The sequence below is a fragment of the Actinocatenispora rupis genome, assembly GCF_016861975.1.
Lineage (GTDB): Bacteria > Actinomycetota > Actinomycetes > Mycobacteriales > Micromonosporaceae > Actinocatenispora > Actinocatenispora rupis.
In genome coordinates this window covers 1-16,818 of record NZ_BOMB01000004.1, presented here as the reverse complement: position 1 = coordinate 16,818, position 16,818 = coordinate 1, and the positions used below count along the sequence as shown (strand labels likewise).

Below are 16,818 nucleotides of genomic sequence, written 5' to 3'. Positions count from 1 at the left end.
CACAACGTCACGGGACCAACGACGGAGAGCGAGATGAGTCGTGACAAGACACCGATAAGTGGTCGTTCCTCCAGATGACGACGGACCGGACGGCGCGGCACGCCGCCAGATCGCCCCGACCGCCGCCAGTCCGGTGTTCGACGTGCTGATCGGCCACCGTGCCGCCTGACCGGGCGGGTCAGTGCGGGAGGAACGCGGTGACCGCGGCCAGCCAGCGTTCCGGGGCCCGGCTGTGCACCCGGTGCCCGACGTCGACCGTGACGACGGACGCGTCACCGACGGCCCGCTCGACGAGTGCGTACCGGGACTGGTCGAGGTGGCTGGCGTCGCCGCCGGTGATCAGCAGCGTCGGTGCGGTGATCCGGGCGAGGCCGCGCCACCAGTCCGGGCTGGGCGCGCGCAACGCGGCGAGCACGTCGCGCGCCAGCCGCGGATCGACCCGACCCGGCCGCACCCTCGCGTACGCCCGGAGCGCGAGTCCGGTGCGGCGGCTGCGGACCGGGGGACCGTCGCCGGCGTCGCGCCGGAGTACCGGGAGTTCCTCCAGGACGAGGCGTGCGACGCGTTCGGGCCGTGCGGCGGCGACCAGGGTGGCGACGACGGCGCCGAGCGAGTGGCCGACGAGGGTGACCGGCGCCGGGCCCAGCCGGTCCAGCTCGCCGAACACCTGATCGCGGAACGCCTCCAGCGGGTACGTGTCGCGGCGCCCGGCGTCGTGGTGGCCGAGCAGCGTCGGGCAGTGCGGCCGGTACCCGAGGGCGGTCAGGCCGGCGCGCAGCGGCTCCCAGGTGGCCGGACCGCTGGTCGCACCGTGCAGGCAGACGAGGTCGTGCACGCCGTTCCTTCCCTGTCGCCCGAACGGTTTCCGGGCACGGCCGTGGCGGTAGACAGTGTCTATCACGGTCGAGCAGACAGTGTCTACCGGCAGGTCAGTGGTTGACGATGCCGACGACGAGGTTGATGGCCGTGGCGAGGATGCTCGTGCCGAACACGTACGACAGCAGGCAGTGCCGCAGCGCGACGGCGCGGATCCAGCTGCTCGACACGGACGTGTCGGAGACCTGGTAGGTCATGCCGAGGTTGTAGCTGAAGTACAGGAAGTCGCGGAAGGCGGGCGCCTCGTCGCTGTTGAAGTTGATGCCGCCCGCCGCACCCAGGTAGTACAGGTACGCGTACCGCGTGGCGTACATGAGGTGCAGGGCGGCCCAGGCCATGAACACGCCGGCCAGCGCGAGCGCGGCGGCCGACCGACCGTCGCGGTACCCGCCGAAGAACAGCAGCACCGCGATCCCGGCGAGCCCGCACAGCGCGACGCTGAGGACGGCGATCTCCTCCAGCGCAGGGCGGAAGTCCTCCCGGCCGACGTTCTGCCGGGTGGCGTCGGCGTCCAGCGGCCACAGCACCGCCCAGCCGGACACCACGAACAGGGTCTGCGCGACCGCCACCGCCGACAGCACCCCCAGCGGTACGTCGACGAGCAGGCCGACGAGCACCCCGACGAGCGCACCGCCGACCACCGCACCGGCGAGCCGGGGTACCGCCGCCAGAGGCATCCGACCGGTCACCGCCCGAGCCTATCCGCCGGTACCGCCGCGTGGTCGCGGTCCGTGGCGTCGAGCAACCGCCGGGCCGTACGCGCCAGGTGCGCGCGGAACGCGTCCGGCTCCACCACCCGGAACGCCACGTCGGTCAACGTCAACACCACCGTCAGCCACTCGTACGAGTCGACGTACGCGACGTACCGGCAGGTGTGGTCGTCGACGGCCTCCAGGGTGCCGTCGACCCGGTGCAGCCGCGCGGCCGCGTCCCGCACGTCGGTGTCCAGGGTCAGCACGACGCGGACCGTCCGCGAGCCCACGAACCGGTCCCGGAGGTGCCCGGCGAGGTCGTCGGTGGGCAGCGGGCGCGGCTGGAACGCCGTGCCCGTCCGCTCCGGCCCGTCGAGGCGGTCCAGCCGGAAGCTGCGCCAGTCGCGCCGGTCCCGGTCCCACGCGTACAGGTACCAGCGCTGGCGTACCCGGACGAGGCGGACCGGCTCCACCGTCCGCCGCGACGTCCCCGCCTTCCCCCGGTACGCGAAGGACAGGCACCGGCGCGCCGCGACCGCCGACGCCACCACGCCGAGTACGTCGGGGGCGGCGGCGGGCTGCTCGCTGCGGCCGAACTCGACGGCGGCGAGTACCTCGTCGGTGCGGCGGCGCAGGCCCGCGGGCAGGATGCGGCGCAGCTTGGCGGCGGCCCGGTCGGCGGACTCGGCGGCGAGGTCGATCCCGGTACCGCCGGCCGCGGCGAGGCTCAACCCCAGTACGGTCGCGATCGCCTCGTCGTCGGCGAGCATGAGCGGTGGCAGCGCGGCGCCGGCCGCCAGCCGGTAGTGGCCGCCCGGCCCGCGCGCGCTGCGCACCGGGTACCCCAGGGTGCGGAGCTGGTCGAGGTCGCGCCGCAACGTGCGTGCGGGTACGCCCATCGCGGTGGCCAGCTCGGCGGCGGGCCAGCGCCGGCCGGACTGGAGCAGCGACAGCAGGCGCAGCATCCGTTCCCGTGGCGCGGTCACGGCGCCTCCGTTTCGAGTTGTGGCAACTTTCCGGCCACATCCGATCGTAGCGTCGCGGGCATGACGGACGAGGAACGAACGGCCGGGCGCGACCGGTGGATCACGGTGGAGGGCGCCCGGACCCACAACCTGCGGGACGTGTCGGTGCGCGTCCCGAAGCACCGGTTGACCGTGTTCACGGGCGTCTCCGGGTCGGGGAAGTCGTCGCTGGCGTTCGACACGATCGCCGCCGAGGCCGAACGCCTGGTCACCGCGACCTACCCGACGTTCGTACGGAACCGGCTGCCGCAGCACCCGCCGGCCGACGTGGACCGGATCGACGGGCTGGTCTTCACCACGATCGTCGACCAGCGGCGGTTCACCGGCAACGCCCGCTCCACCGTCGGTACCGCGAGCGACCTCGCGCCGCTGCTGCGCCTGCTGTTCTCCCGCGCCGGTACGCCGTCCGCCGGCTTCACCCCGGCGTACTCGTTCAACGATCCGGCGGGGATGTGCAAGCGGTGCGAGGGGCTGGGCGTGGTCGACGACATCGACCTGGACCGGCTCCTCGACCGTACGCGGAGCCTGCGGGACGGCGCGGTCCGCTTCCCCACCTTCGCCCCCGGTACGTACCGGTGGAAGCGGCTGGTGCACTCCGGTCTCGCCGACCCCGGCGTACCGCTGGCGGAGCTGCCGGCCGCCACCGTCGAGACGCTCCTGTACGCGCAGGGGCTGCGGCTCACCGACCCCGACCCGGAGTACCCGGGGCACGGGAGGTTCGACGGGATCGTGCCGCGGCTGCGCGACACGTACCTGCGGCGCACGCCGTCCCGGCTGACCGACGACGAGCGGCGCGGGCTCGCCGCCGTCGTGACCCGCGGTACCTGCCCGGACTGTGCCGGTACCCGGCTCAACGCGGCGGCCCGCGCCAGCCTCGTCGACGGCCGCTCGATCGCCGACTGGTCGGCGCTGCCGCTGGTCGAGCTGCGCGACGTGGTCGCCGCCGTACGGCAGCCGGAGGTGGCGCCGCTGGTCCGCGCCGTGACCGAACGCCTCGACGCGCTCGTCTCCGTGGGCCTCGGATACCTGAGCCTGGCGCGGGAATCGGCGACGCTGTCCGGCGGCGAGGCGCAGCGGGTCAAGATCGTACGGCAGCTGGGCAGCGCGCTCAGCGACGTCTGCTACGTCTTCGACGAGCCCGCCACCGGCCTGCACCCACACGACGTACGCCGGCTGCTGGACCTGCTGGCGCGCCTGCGGGACGCGCACAACACGGTCCTCGTCGTCGAGCACCACCCCGCGGTCGTCACCGCCGCCGACCACGTGATCGACCTCGGCCCGACCGGCGGCAGCGGCGGCGGGCACGTCCAGTTCGCCGGCGTACCAAGGGATCTGGCCGCGACGGACACCGCGACCGGGCGGATGCTGCGCGCCCCGCTGCGGCTCGGCCGCCACCCCCGACCCGCCCGCGGGTACGTGACGGTCGAGCACGCCGGCAGCCACAACCTGCGGGACGTGACCGTCGACGTACCCCTCGGGGTGCTCACCGCGGTCACCGGGGTCGCCGGCTCCGGCAAGTCGACCCTGATGGCCGGCGAACTGCCGCGCCAGCACCCCGGGTTCGTCGTCGTCGACCAGGCACCGCTGCGCGGCGGCGTACGGTCCACGCCGGCCACCGCGCTCGGCGTCGCCGAACCCGCGCGCGCCGCGTACGCCCGGGCCACCGGCCTGCACCCGTCCTGGTTCAGCGCCAACGGCCGCGGCGCCTGCCCCGTCTGCCGCGGCACCGGCGTGATCGTCACCGACCTCGCGTTCCTCGACGACGTCCGTACCGGCTGCGACGCCTGCGGCGGCACCCGCTTCAACCCGACCGCGCTCGGCGCCACCCTGCACGGCCGCAGCATCGCCGACCTGCTCGCGAGTACCCCGGCGGTCGCCGCCGAGCTGCTCGCCGACCATCCCGACCTGGTACGCCGGCTGCGCTGGCTGGACAGGGTCGGCCTCGGGTACCTGGCGATCGGGCGCGGCCTCGACACCCTCTCCGGCGGCGAACGCCAGCGGCTGCTCCTCGCCCGCCACCTCGCCGACACCGGACCGGGCGACGACCTGCGGCTCGTCCTCGACGAGCCGACCGCCGGGCTGCACGCCACCGACGTCGACCGCCTCCTCGTACTCTGCGACGAACTAGTCGACGCCGGCGCCACCCTCGTACTCGTCGAGCACGACCTGCGTGTCGTCGCGCACGCCGACCACGTCGTCGACCTCGGCCCCGGCGCCGGATCCGACGGCGGCACCGTCGTGTACGCCGGGCCGCCGGCCGGCCTCGCCGCCCACCCCGGCTCCGTCACCGGCCGGTACCTGCGCGCCGCGACCGGCTGAGCGCGGACGGCCGCGTGGCCGGCACCCGACGGGTACCGGCCACGCGGCGGGGTGGTGCGGGTCAGGCGGCGCGGCGGCGCCGGCGGGCGATCACGAACAGGACGGCACCGGCGGCGAGCAGGAGCGCACCGACGGCCGACACGTACGCGACCGGGCTGCCGGTCACGGGGAGGCCACCGCCGCCGGCACCACCGGCCGCGGGACTGCTGCTACGGGGCGCCGCCGGGCTGCTCGGCGCGTGGCTCGGCGACGCGCTCGGCGACGTACTGGCCGGCGCGGACGCGGACGGCGTCGGGCTCGGGCTGTCACACGTACGGTCGGACACGACGTCCGCGCCGAACCGGCGGAGCGTCGCCGGCGCGCCGTTGTTCTTCCCGGTCGACTGCACGACGTCCACCGGCACCCGGTTGCAGGCGGCGCCGGTGATCGCGTGCTTGTCCGCGGTCGACACCAGGCCGGGGCCCTCCGACCACTCCGACGGCACCGTCGCCGGCGCGTACGCCGCGGTGGCCGGGTTGTCGGCCGACAGGAAGTCCAGCGTCGTACGGCCCGGATCGTTGTTGTGCGCCACGATCAGCGCCGACAGCGCGTCCGAGTACTGCCAGTCGGCGCTGAACGCGTTCGCCACCGAGAACTGCCGGTCGTTGGCCGCCGACCGCGGCTGCCACCCGTCCTTCGTCGCCACCTCGACACCGGAGGCGAACGTCGGATCCGCCGACCGGTACGCGAACTGGCCGGCGCCGTTGGCCGGCAACGCGCCCGCCGCCGTGGTGTCCGTGAACAGCAGGTAGATCTTGCCGTCCCGGTACGTCACGCTCGGCTGGCCGGCGCCGTAGTTGTTGTGGTTGTCCCGCTGGTGCGCCGACGTCACGATCGCCGACCCGGACAGCGCGTGCCAGCTGATCCCGTCGGCGCTCTCCGCGACCCCGATGCTCGTCTCCGAACCCTGCTGCTGGCCGTGGTCGGCCGGCGCGCCCGAGAAGTACATCAGGTAGCGGCCGCCGACCTTCACCACGGACGGGTCGCACACGTGCTGGCCGTCCCAGCCGCCGCCCCCGTCGTTCTGGAACACGATCTGGTACGGCTTGTCGCTGCCCGGCGCGTGGAACGGGCCGTTCGGGCTGTCCGCCTCGGCGTACAGGATGTCGTCGCCGGGTGCGGTGCCCGCGGGGCTCTGCGAACACCACCACATGCGGTACCGGCCGTTCTCGGCCAACACCGCCGGCGCGTACTGGTACGGCGTGTCGGCCGGGTCGACGACCTGCCCGGACGAGCGCGGGTTCTCCACCCGCAGCGCCGCCGGGTCGGCGTGGGCCGGCAGCGCGGCGGCCGTGGCGGCGCCGACCGCGAAGACCGCGGCGGCGGCCCGGACCGCCCACCTCACCGGGCGTCGGGGCGTACCGGCTGGGTACACAGTGGGTCCTTCCGTTCGTGCAGCGGAATCCACGGCGCACGGTCGTACGCCGGGTCCGGGAAGGGGACCACGCCGCGCTTTCGTCCCGCTGTCGGCACGCTTGCGGGACGGTTCCGCCATGCCGCCGGTCCTTCCCGGCGTACGGCTCCGGATGGGTGGCGTGCCGGGACGGGGTGGCAGTGCGGGACGGTACCGCAGAACCGGCGTCGCCGGCGAGTCGCCGCCGCGTCCGGGTGACCGCAGGGTGGCGCGACGGCACACCACCGGGCACCGTAACTCGACCCGCGCTCGTTCGGGTGCCGGGGCGCCGGCCTCCACACGCCGCCGATGCCGTGACGGATCCCTTGCTCAGTAACGGATCCACGGGTTTCCGGTCGTCGATCCCGTGCCGGGGTCAGGCGTCGGTCGGGTGGGGGAAGGAGTGGTGCTCGTGGGTGATCAGCCAGCGGCCGTTCTCGCGGCGGAGGCCGAGGGTCAGCCGCAGCCGGAGGTCCGGGTTCGCGGCGAACTCGTCGGCCGTGCCGCACCGCAGCAGCGCGTACGCGAAGGCGACGTCCTCGCCGGCGGTGATCTCCAGTTCGGTGATGTCGAAGGTGGCGCCGGACGCCTGCCAGGCGAAGAACGGCGGCCAGGTGTCGCGGTAGGCCGCCAGCCCGCGCACCCCCTCGTACGGCGGCGGCACGTCGAACATCACCACGTCGGCGGCGTGCCCGGCGACGACGGCGGCGAGGTCGCCCCGGTGTACCGCGTCGGCCCACCGTTCGATCAGGCCGCGGATCTCCTCGGTGTCAGTGCTCACGGTGCCGGTGTCCTTCCGTACGTCGAGGTCCCGTTCGTCGAGGTCCCGTCCCAGGTACGACGAGCCCGGTGCGCGGAACTCATCGGGCGGTGTCGCGCCGGTTCACGACGCGGCCGGCGCGACCCCCGGTCCGTCCACACCCGACCCGATGCCCGCCCGGTCCGCGCCGGCCGGGTCGGCGGCGTGCGCAGCGGCGCCGGTGGCCGCGGTGTGCGGGTGCGCGGCGGTGATCGTCGCGGCGGCGACCGGGTCGGCGGTGGTGGCGCGGCGGGCCATCCGGAGTACCGGGACGCAGAGCGCCGCGACGACGCCCAGCGCGACCAGACCGCTGCCGGCGAAGAGAGTACGGGGGCCGACGACGGACAGCAGCAGGCCGCCGCCGGCGTACCCGATGATGGTGCCGGCGTTGACGACGCCGCCGAAGATCGCGCCGACCCGGCCCCGGGCACCCGCCGGTACGCGGCGGCCTAGGAGTACGCCGATGACGAGGTTGAGGCCGCCGTTGGCGAGGCCGCCGATCACGTACGTGGGGACGAGCCAGCCGACCGAGCGCGCCGCGGCCAGGCCGAGCATCGTCAGGCCGAACACGGCGACGACGGCGACGAGGAGGGTGACCAGGCCGCGGTCGCCGGGGGTACGCCGGCCGAGCAGCCAGCCGCCGACGATCGCCGCCACCGACCACAGCGCGCCGAGCAGCCCGTACGCGGTGGCGCTGCCGTGCAGGGTGTCGCGTACCAGGAAGACCATGCCGACGTTGTCGCAGCTCACCGCCGCGATGCCGGCACTGATCAGGACCAGCGCGGCGACCAGCAGCGGGTCGGAGCGGACCAGATCGAAGCCGCCGCGTACCCGGCCGGTGCCGGCGTCGCGCAGCGACCCGCCGCGCCGCACCGTACGCAGGAACAGGCCGGCGGCGACGACGGCGAGGAAGCTCGCGGCGTCGACGAGCAGCGGCACCGCCTGGCCGTACCGTCCGACGAGGAGTCCGGCGAGCGCCGGGCCGAGCAGGATGCCGACGCCGCGGACGGTCTGGATCGTCGCCTGGGCGCGGGGGAGCCGTTCCCGATCGACCATCTGCGGTACGAGCGCGGACAGCGTCGGTCCGGTCACCGCGAGCCCGGTCGCCAGCAGAGCCATCAGCCCGATCGCCGCCGCCGGCCCCGTCACGTACGCCAGCGCCACGCACACCACGGCCTGCGCCGAACCGATCAGCGGCAGCAGCACCCGGCTGGAGTACCGGTCGGCGATGCGGCCCGCGACCGGCGCCAGCACGACCATCGGCACCATCAGCGCCAGCAGCAGCGCCGCGATCTCGGTACCGGAGGCGCCGCGTTCCTGGAGCGTCAGCGTCAGCGCCGTCTCGGCGAGGAAGTCGCCGGCGTACGAGATGCCGGTGCAGGCGGCGACGATCCACACGTCGCGGCGGGCATATGCGAAGGACATATTTCGAAAATAATCCTTCACATCTGGAACGCGCAAGCCCCCTGCGTGCAATCGGCGGAATGTCCGTCCCGCCCTCTGCCCGTGTCCCATCGCGAAGTCGGTTGTCGGTCCGAGCCCTGGCGGGTACGGCCGGATCGCGCTCTGCTGAGCCGATCCCGGGCTGCTCGCCTCTCGACCGCGGCATGTGGGGCAGCGGGCGACTGCCCGGCCGCGGATCACGCGGTACACGCCGATCGGCCCGGCTCCGCGAGCACGCCGCACCAGGGGCGACCGGGCTCCGCTCGGCCGATACTGCGGGAGGAGCGCTCGGGCCACACGGCGGGCGGGGCGACTGGGCTCTGCTGGGCCGCTTCCGCGGGGAGGAGCGCCCGGGCCACAGCGCGGGCGGGGCGACTGGTTTCTGTTGAGCCGTTTCCGCGGGGGAGGAGTGCTCGGGCCACAGGGGGGCGGGGGTGACCGGGCTCTGTTGAGCCGTTTCCGCGGGGAGGGGTGCTCGGGCGGAACGGTGGGCCGGGGCGGGTCGCTCGCGCATCGGCGGCCCGCTGGTCCTGCGGCGTTCCTCGGCGGTCCGCTGGGGTCCGTGACGTGCCCGGCGGAGGGTGCGCGGCTGCCGGATCGGCTTCGTTGAGCCGTTTCCGGCAGTACTGCGCGGGTTCAGGACTTGTCGGTGGGCGGTTCGTCGGGGAGCGGGAACGCGCGCAGGGACACCTGTACCTGGCGGGAGCCGTCCGGTGGCGTACGCGCGCCGCGCCGGTACGGTTCGAGCAGGTCGAGGAGCGCCGCGGCGAGGGTACGCAGTTCGTCGGCGGTCATCCAGAGCCGGGATTCGCTGACGAGCGCGGCGTCCCACCAGTCGGGGTCCTCGGTGCCGGCGGAGTCGAGGAACGTCTGGGCGCGGGCGTCGGAGCGGCCGACCATGAGGCGGCTGAGGAGCTGGGTGGCGTCGCGTACGGCGGGGTCGTCGGCGCTGCCCTGGCCGACGCTGATCCGGGGTGCGGAGCGCCACCGCCGTTCGCGCCGGTCGGCGCCGGGCGCTTCGACGACGAGCCCGTACCGGGCGAGTTCGCGCAGATGGTAGCTGGTGGCGCTGGGGGAGAGGCCGACGACGGCGGCGCACTCGGTGGCGGTCGCCGAGGTCTGCGCCCCCAGGTACTCCATGATCGCCAGCCGGACGGGGTGGGCCATGGCCCGGATCGCCTGCGGCTCGGTGATGTTCGTGTCGTCAGCGCTCACCCCACCATGATGCGCGCCAGGCTGCCGGCTCCGGCACGGGTACGTCAGCGGAAGGCCGCGGCGTGCGCCTCGGCCCACTGCGCGAACGTCCGGGCCGGGCGACCGGTCAGCTCCCGTACGGTGGGCAGGACGGTCGAGTCGTCGAGCGATCCGGTGACGTAGAAGTCGAAGAACGCGTCGACGTAGTCCGCCGGTACGGTTGCGAGCATCTCGGCGCGGGCGTCCTCGTCGGACTGCGCGTCGAGCCGCAGGTCGCGGCCGAGCACGGTGCCGAGGGTGCGCAGCCGGTCGGCGGGCCGCAGCGCCTCCGGCCCGGTCAGCCGGTACACCTGGCCGCGGTGCCCGTCGCCGCTCAGCGCGCCCGCGGCCACCGCGGCGATGTCGTACGGGTCGATGGTGGCGATCGGCACGCCGGCGAACGGTGCCCGGACCACGTCACCGGACGCCAGTTGCGGCACCCATTCCAGCGTGTTCGACATGAAGCCGCTGGGCCGCAGTACGGTCCAGGCGAGTCCGCTGTCGCGTACCGCCCGCTCGGACTCGACCATGTACCGGGTGATCGCGTTGCGGGTGTCGCCGGACGCGGCCGACGAACCGGACAGCAGGACGACGTGCTCGACGCCGGCGCGGGCCGCCTCGGCCAGGATCTCCGGCATGGCCGGATACCCGGGCAGCAGGAAGAGGCCGCGGACGCCGGCCAGCGCGGGCCGCAGCGACGCCGGGTCGCCGAGGTCGCCCGACACGTACTCGACGGGCGGGGTGGCGGCGGGTCCGGTGCCGCGGGTCAGGCCGCGCACGGGCGTGCCGGACGCGGCGAGCGCGCGGACGAGTTCGGCGCCGACGTTGCCGGTCGCCCCGGTGACCAGGATCATCACGTACCTCCTCGGTGGGCCGCCACCAGTGTCCACAGTGGCGCATCGACTCCGGCGGGAATCAGCGTTGACGGGCCTTGCGGTGTACTGCCAGGGTCGTCGACTGTGCCGATCATTCGTGCGGACAGTCTCGTCAAGGAGTTCCGCCGGCCGAAGCGGGTGCCGGGCCGGTTCGGCGCGGTGCGCACGCTGCTGACCCGGCAGTACACGGTGACGCGGGCGGTGGACGGCGTCGGGTTCGACATCGACGCCGGCGAGCTCGTGGGCTACCTCGGGCCGAACGGCGCGGGGAAGTCCACCACCATCAAGATGCTGACCGGCATCCTCGTACCGACCTCGGGGGCGGTCGAGGTGTCCGGGGTGGTGCCGTGGCGGGACCGGGAGCGCAACGCCCGGCACATCGGCGTGGTGTTCGGGCAGCGCAGCGGGTTGTGGTGGGACCTGCCGCTGATCGACTCGCTGCACCTCGCCGCCACCCTGTACGACGTGCGTCCGGCGGACCTCCGCGCGCACCTGGCCCGCTTCACCGACCTGCTCGGCCTGGACGAGTTCCTGACCACCCCGGTACGGCAGCTGTCGCTCGGTCAGCGGATGCGCGGTGACCTGGCGGCGGCGATGCTGCACCGTCCGGACGTGCTGTACCTGGACGAGCCGACGATCGGGTTGGACGTCGTGGCGCGGGACCGGATCCGCGCGTTCGTGGCCGACCTGAACCGGGCGGCCGGTACCACGGTCGTCCTGACCACGCACGACCTGGACGACGTGGAAGCGTTGTGCCGCCGCATCATCCTCATCGACCACGGCCGCGTCCTGTACGACGGGGACGTGGCGACGCTGAAGGCGCGGCACGCCCCGCACCGCGAGCTGGTCGTACACCTGGCGGAGCCGGGGCCGGTGGAGATCGCCGACGCCGAGCCGGTCGCCGCCACCGACGGGCGGGTGACGTTGCGGTTCGATCCGGCGCGGGTGTCCAGCGCGGACCTGATCGGCCGGGTCCTGGCGCGCCACCGGGTCACCGATCTGTCCATTGTGGAGCCCGACCTGGAGCGCGTGGTGGCGGGCATCTACGCCGACCGGACCGCCTGATGCGCCGGTACCTGGCACTCGCCCGGATGCAGGCGCGCGTGGTGCTCGCGTACCGGATCGACTACCTGAACGGGCTGATCGGCCTGCTGCTGCAGGTGTTCCTGCTCGCGGTGGTGTGGCGCACCGTGTACGGCGAACGGGACAGCGTGGACGGCGTGCCGCTGGCGACCATGCTGGCGTACGTGACGCTGGCGAGCGTGCAGGGCTGGCTGTTCAACCCGTGGGTGTTCACGCTCATCCCGGACCGGGTACGCGAGGGTCGGGTCGGCATCGACCTGGTGCGGCCGGTCGGGTTCGTGTCGCAGGTGGTCGCCGCGCAGGTGGGCCGGACCGCCGCCACCGCACCGTTCGCGCTCGCCGCGCTGCCGTTCGCGGTGCTGCTGTCCGGGATGGCGCCGCCCGCGTCACCGCTCGCCGCCGTCGGCTACCTCGTCAGCCTCGCCCTCGGGTACGCGGTGACCACGGTGCTGTCGGTGGTGTTCGGGCTCATGACGTTCTGGACGATGGAGATCGGCGGCATCTTCATCATCTACCGGATGGTCGCGCAGTTCCTGTCCGGCGCGCTGATTCCGTTGTGGTTCATGCCCGGCGCGCTGCGTACGGTCGCCCAGGTGCTGCCGTTCCAGGCGGTCACGTACACGCCGACGGCGATCTACCTGGGGCGGCTCGACGCCGGCGCCGCCGTACTCGCGACCGGCGTGCAGTGCGGCTGGGTCCTGGTGCTGGCGCTGCTGGCCCGGCTGGTGTGGAGCCGCGCGCTGCACCGGGTGGTGGTACAGGGTGGTTGAGCGGATCCGCCGCACCGTACGGGTCTGGGCCGCGCTCGCCCGCGCGGGCCTGCGCACCGAGCTGCAGTACCGGGCGAACTTCGCGTTCGGCATCCTCGGCGGGCTCGCGTTGCAGGGCGCCGGCCTCGCCGTCATCGGTACGATCCTGGCCCGGTTCCAGCAGATCGGCGGCTGGTCGCTGCCGGAACTCATGCTGCTGTACGGGATGCGGCTCACCTCGCACGGCCTGTGGACCCTGCCGTGCTCGAACCTGATGGTGATCGACACCGCGGTCCGCGAGGCCGAGTTCGACCGGTACCTGACGCGGCCGGTCGCCCCGTTCGTCCAGCTCGTCACCCGCCGGCTGCCGGTGACCACCATCTCGGACCTGCTCGGCGGGCTCGCCATCCTCGGCGTCGCGCTCGCCACCACGCACCTGCACTGGACGCTGCCGCGCGTGCTGCTGCTGGGCCTGGCGCTCGTCGGCGGCGCGCTCGTCGAACTGTCCGGCCAGACCGCGATCGCCGGGCTGGCGTTCCGGATGCTGTCCACGGGGTCGCTGAAGTTCACCCTCGACGACGTGTTCAACACCTTCGGCAACTACCCGACGAAGATCTTCGGACCCGCCGCGCGGTGGGCGCTGACCGTCGTGCTGCCGCTCGCGTTCGCCAGCTACGTCCCCGCCACCGTACTGCTCGGCCGTACCGGCGAGCTGTGGATCCCGGTGTGGCTGGCCTGGGCGGCACCGGCGGTGGGGGTGGCGCTCTTCGTTGCGGCGTACCGGTTCTGGCGCTCCCAGCTGAACCGCTACGCGTCCAGCGGGCACTGACGGCGGGCCGCCCCGGACCCGCCGTCACCCGCGTCACCCGGCCAGGAACGCGGCCCGGTGCGCACCGGCCCAGTTCTCGTACGGGGTCGCCGGGCGGCCGAGGATCCGCGCCACGTCGTCGGTGACCGTGGCCCCGCCGCCCTCCCGTACGACGGAGGTGCCGCGCACCGCGACCTCCACGAACCCCGCGTCCATCCCCGCCCCCACCAACACCTCCCGGTACTCCGCGGCCGGCAGGTCGCGCACCGGCACCGGCGTGCCGAGTACCGCGGAGAGGTGTCGGGCCTGGTCCGGGACGCTGATCGCGGCCGGCCCGGTCAGCGTGTACACCGCGCCGTGGTGGCCGCCGGCGGTGAGTACCCGGGCGGCGACCGCGGCCACGTCCCGTGGATCCACCACACCCTGCCGCCCGGCACCGCTCGGGTTCGGTACCGGTGCGCCGGCCCGGATCGCGGGCGCCCAGCTCAGCGTGTTCGACGCGAACGACGCGGGGCGCAGCACCGTCCAGTCCAGGCCGCTGTCCCGGAGCACCCGCTCACCGGCCAGGTGGAAGCTCCACTCGTCCAGCTCCGGTACCCGGATCGCGGACAGCTTCACCACCCGCCGCACCCCGGCGGCCCGCGCCGCGGCGACCATCGCCGCGTCGTGCTCGGCAACCGGCGCGCTCGGCGCCGTGAGCAGGAAGACCGCGTCGACCCCGGCGACCGCCCGGGACAGCGACGCCGGATCGGTGAAGTCGCCACGTACCGCCTCGACGCCGGGCAGGTCGCGCACCCGCGCCGGATCACGCGTCATCGCCCGTACCGGCACGCCCTGGGCGCTGAGCTGGTGGAGTAGTGCGCGTCCGATGGTGCCGGTGGCACCGCTGATGAGGATCATGCCCCGACGATGCCGCCGCACCCGCCCCGCCGGCTTGGAACTTTCGGCGGTACGCCGCGGCTCCCCTGGCCGTACGGCGGGTGGGTGGTTAGCGTTGCCGCCGTGCGTACGCGTGGCGAACGGGGGCTGCCGGTGCCGGCCGGCCTGCGCCCCTGGGTCTCGGACATCGCCGTCGGCTCGGCCGCCGACCCGGCCGAGGTGATGGTGCATCCACCCGACGGCGCCACCACCCTCGTGTACCGGCGCGCGCCCGGTGTCACCGGCGCCGTCGTCCTCGGCCCACGCACCCGCGCCACGTACTCGGCCGGCAAGGCGTGGGTGTCGTGGCTGCGGATCCGTCTCCGGCCCGGCCGCGCCCACCTCATGCTCGGCGTACCGGCGCGCGAGCTGGCCGACCGGTGCGTACCGCTGGCGGAGCTGTGGGACGCCGCGGGCGCCGCGTTCACCGACACACCCGTACCGGAGGACGAACGGATCCTCCGGCGCCTCGCCGCCGCCGGCGCCGCGCGGCTCTCCGCGCTCAGCCACGCCGACCTCGCCCGCGCCGACCTGGTGTCCGGCGCCGCGGCCAGCCTGACCGGGTCGCGGCCGACCGGAGTGCACGCCACCGCCGGCCGGCTCCACCTCAGCGAACGCCACCTGCGCGCGCTGTTCACCGACGCCGTCGGCCTCGCCCCGAAGCGGTACGCCCGGATCGCCCGGGTCCGCGGCGTCCTCGCCCGCGCCCGCGACGGCCGGTGGGCCAGGCTCGCCAGCGAAGCCGGGTACACCGACCAGGCGCACCTCACCGCCGACTTCCGCGACCTGATGGGCGTACCGCCGGCCGCGTTCCTCGCCGGCCACGTCCCCGCCCCCACCCCCTGCTCAGCCTGAAACCACGCGCGAGCCGCACGGCCCACCGGCCGGGATACCGGTGGGGGGTGCGGTTAGGGTCGGGTCGTGACCGACCTTCGCCTCCCGATCGACACCGAACGGCTGCGCCTGCGCGCCCACCGCCCCGACGACCTCGAACCGCTCTACGACTACTACGCCGACCCGGACGTCTGCCGGTACCTCCCGTGGGGGCCGTGGACGCGCGCCGACGCCGAGGAACACCTGCGGAAGCGACTGGAGCGTACCGGGATCGTGGGGCCGGACTCGTCGCTCGCGCTGGTCGTCGAGCACGACGGGCGGCTGGTCGGCGACGTGGTGGTGTGGCCGGCGGACGAGACGCTGGAGCGCGGCGAGGTCGGCTGGGCGTTCCACCCGTCCGTCGCCGGCCGCGGGTACGCGACGGAGGCGGTGCGGGCGCTGCTCGGCGTCGCGTTCGGGACGTACCGGATGCGCCGGGTGTACGCGCAGCTCGACGCGCGCAACACCGCGTCGGCGCGGCTGTGTGAGCGGGTCGGCATGCGGCGCGAGGCGCACCTTCGCGAGGACTACTGGAGCAAGGGCGAGTGGAGCGACACCCTCGTGTACGGGATGCTCGCCGCCGAGTGGCCGGTCGAGCCCTGATCGTCTGGAAGAGCCCGGCGGTGGGAGTCGTGCGACGTCTGCCGGGCCAGGGGTCGGCCAGCGGACGGTGAGGGGTCGGTGAACGCCGGTCGCGTCGCCCGGATCGCCGCCTAGGGTTCGTTCCTTGGGGCCGGTTCGGAGTCCGGGAGCGTGATGGCGTCGACTGTCACCGGCGCGTACGCGGGTGTCCCGCTGGCGCGGCGCGCGGGGTTCGGTACCAAGCGGGCGGTGGCGCTGGCGGTGCTGGCCGCGACGATCGTGGCGGGCATCGGGCTCGGCCGGCAGCCGCTGTCGTGGGACGAGGCGGTGAGCGTGTCGGCGGCGCGGCACCGGTTGCCGGACCTGGCCGCGCTGCTGCGACACACCGACGCCCCGCTCGGCGCGTACTACCTGGGCCTGCACGGTTGGCTGGCGTTCGGGCGCCTGCTGCGGCTTCCGCCCACCGAGGCGTGGGTACGCCTGCCCAGCCTGGTCGCCGCGGTCGTGGCGGTCGGCTGCACCGTCGCCTTCGCCGCCCGGTACGTGGGGGCACCGGCCGCGGCGGTCGCCGGTGTCCTGCTCGCCGTGCACCCGACGTTCGCGTTCTACGCGCAGGATGCCCGTCCGTACGCGCTCGCCACGGCGGCCACGGCCGGCGCCACCCTGCTGTACGTCCGGGCGCTGGACCGGCCGGTGCCGCGCCGGCTCGCCGGGTACGCAATCGTCGCGGTGGCGGCGGTGTACCTGCACCTGTTCGCCGCGCTGGTGCTGCTGGCGCACGCCGTCGTCGCGGTACGCCGGGCCCGGCCCGCCGGCCGTTGGCTGGTCACCGGGTCGGTGGTCGTGGTCGCGTGCGCCCCGCTGGTCGTGGTGTCGGCGGGCCAGACGGCGGAGGTGTCGTGGATCCCGCCGGTGACGGTCGGTGCCACCGCCAGCGTCCTCGACCACCTGTACGGCGGCCCACCGGTGCTCGCCGCTCTCCTCGCCGTCCTCGTCGCGGCCCTGGCCACCCGGCGCGCCCCGGCCCTGCGCCGCACGCCGCACCTCCGACACGTGCGGGCGCTGCGGCCCCACTGGCCGTCGCGCGGCCGGAATCGCCTGGTACGCCCCA

15 protein-coding genes and 1 pseudogene are annotated in these 16,818 nt (G+C 74.5%); 7 read left to right on the top strand and 9 right to left on the bottom strand.

Going from position 1 to position 16,818, the window contains the following annotated elements:
- Window positions 1-178: 178 nt before the first annotated feature.
- The 3 genes from Aru02nite_RS03815 to Aru02nite_RS03805 all read right to left on the bottom strand — a co-directional run bounded on the left by Aru02nite_RS03815 (window position 179) and on the right by Aru02nite_RS03805 (window position 2,554).
- Entirely contained in the window at window positions 179-835 is a 657-nt protein-coding gene (locus tag Aru02nite_RS03815; protein ID WP_203654927.1) for an alpha/beta fold hydrolase, read from the bottom strand.
- A gap of 94 nt (window positions 836-929) precedes the next feature.
- Window positions 930-1,565 (bottom strand): DUF1345 domain-containing protein, encoded by a 636-nt coding sequence (locus tag Aru02nite_RS03810; protein WP_203654926.1) that lies wholly within the window; start codon window positions 1,563-1,565, stop codon window positions 930-932.
- Entirely contained in the window at window positions 1,562-2,554 is a 993-nt protein-coding gene (locus Aru02nite_RS03805) for a helix-turn-helix transcriptional regulator (RefSeq protein ID WP_203654925.1), read from the bottom strand. The genes Aru02nite_RS03810 and Aru02nite_RS03805 overlap by 4 nt, the downstream gene beginning before the upstream one ends.
- A gap of 60 nt (window positions 2,555-2,614) precedes the next feature.
- On the opposite strand from Aru02nite_RS03805, the gene Aru02nite_RS03800 reads away from it, so the two are divergent.
- Complete coding sequence (locus Aru02nite_RS03800) at window positions 2,615-4,912, top strand: excinuclease ABC subunit UvrA (protein ID WP_203654924.1); 2,298 nt, start codon at window positions 2,615-2,617, stop codon at window positions 4,910-4,912.
- Window positions 4,913-4,973: 61 nt separating this feature from the next.
- Here Aru02nite_RS03800 and Aru02nite_RS03795 read toward each other — a convergent pair whose 3' ends face one another.
- The 5 genes and pseudogenes from Aru02nite_RS03795 to Aru02nite_RS03775 all read right to left on the bottom strand — a co-directional run bounded on the left by Aru02nite_RS03795 (window position 4,974) and on the right by Aru02nite_RS03775 (window position 10,673).
- Window positions 4,974-6,296: a glycoside hydrolase family protein gene (locus Aru02nite_RS03795; protein WP_203654923.1), complete on the bottom strand. Its 1,323-nt coding sequence runs from the start codon at window positions 6,294-6,296 to the stop codon at window positions 4,974-4,976.
- Between the two features lie 442 nt (window positions 6,297-6,738).
- Window positions 6,739-7,125: pseudogene (locus Aru02nite_RS03790) on the bottom strand (YybH family protein); the annotation flags it as partial.
- A gap of 102 nt (window positions 7,126-7,227) precedes the next feature.
- Window positions 7,228-8,568, bottom strand: a complete 1,341-nt coding sequence (locus tag Aru02nite_RS03785) for an MFS transporter (RefSeq protein ID WP_203654921.1) — start codon at window positions 8,566-8,568, stop codon at window positions 7,228-7,230.
- A 654-nt stretch (window positions 8,569-9,222) separates the two neighbouring features.
- A complete protein-coding gene (locus Aru02nite_RS03780) occupies window positions 9,223-9,801 on the bottom strand; it encodes an ArsR/SmtB family transcription factor (RefSeq protein ID WP_239076382.1) in 579 nt (192 codons plus the stop codon).
- Window positions 9,802-9,845: 44 nt separating this feature from the next.
- Complete coding sequence (locus tag Aru02nite_RS03775) at window positions 9,846-10,673, bottom strand: NAD(P)H-binding protein (protein WP_203654920.1); 828 nt, start codon at window positions 10,671-10,673, stop codon at window positions 9,846-9,848.
- Window positions 10,674-10,778: 105 nt separating this feature from the next.
- Here Aru02nite_RS03775 and Aru02nite_RS03770 point away from each other — a divergent pair, with 105 nt between their 5' ends.
- From Aru02nite_RS03770 to Aru02nite_RS03760, 3 genes are read left to right on the top strand one after another with little or no spacing between them, the layout of a single operon-like run.
- Window positions 10,779-11,759 (top strand): ABC transporter ATP-binding protein, encoded by a 981-nt coding sequence (locus tag Aru02nite_RS03770; RefSeq protein ID WP_239076381.1) that lies wholly within the window; start codon window positions 10,779-10,781, stop codon window positions 11,757-11,759.
- On the top strand, window positions 11,759-12,547 hold the full coding sequence (locus Aru02nite_RS03765; protein ID WP_203654919.1) for an ABC transporter permease: 789 nt from the start codon (window positions 11,759-11,761) through the stop codon (window positions 12,545-12,547). The genes Aru02nite_RS03770 and Aru02nite_RS03765 overlap by 1 nt, the downstream gene beginning before the upstream one ends.
- Complete coding sequence (locus tag Aru02nite_RS03760; RefSeq protein WP_203654918.1) at window positions 12,540-13,355, top strand: ABC transporter permease; 816 nt, start codon at window positions 12,540-12,542, stop codon at window positions 13,353-13,355. Before Aru02nite_RS03765 ends, Aru02nite_RS03760 begins: the two co-directional genes overlap by 8 nt.
- Window positions 13,356-13,388: 33 nt before the next feature.
- Here the strand turns inward: Aru02nite_RS03760 and Aru02nite_RS03755 are convergent, their stop codons facing one another.
- Window positions 13,389-14,234, bottom strand: coding sequence for an NAD(P)H-binding protein (locus Aru02nite_RS03755; RefSeq protein ID WP_203654917.1), 846 nt, complete (start codon window positions 14,232-14,234; stop codon window positions 13,389-13,391).
- Window positions 14,235-14,336: 102 nt separating this feature from the next.
- Between Aru02nite_RS03755 and Aru02nite_RS03750 the strand changes: the two genes are divergently transcribed.
- The 3 genes from Aru02nite_RS03750 to Aru02nite_RS03740 all read left to right on the top strand — a co-directional run.
- Window positions 14,337-15,107 (top strand): helix-turn-helix domain-containing protein, encoded by a 771-nt coding sequence (locus tag Aru02nite_RS03750; protein WP_203654915.1) that lies wholly within the window; start codon window positions 14,337-14,339, stop codon window positions 15,105-15,107.
- 66 nt (window positions 15,108-15,173) lie between these two features.
- Window positions 15,174-15,728: a GNAT family N-acetyltransferase gene (locus tag Aru02nite_RS03745; RefSeq protein ID WP_203654914.1), complete on the top strand. Its 555-nt coding sequence runs from the start codon at window positions 15,174-15,176 to the stop codon at window positions 15,726-15,728.
- A 153-nt stretch (window positions 15,729-15,881) separates the two neighbouring features.
- A partial coding sequence (locus tag Aru02nite_RS03740; protein ID WP_203654911.1) for a glycosyltransferase family 39 protein occupies window positions 15,882-16,818 on the top strand: 937 nt, incomplete at its 3' end.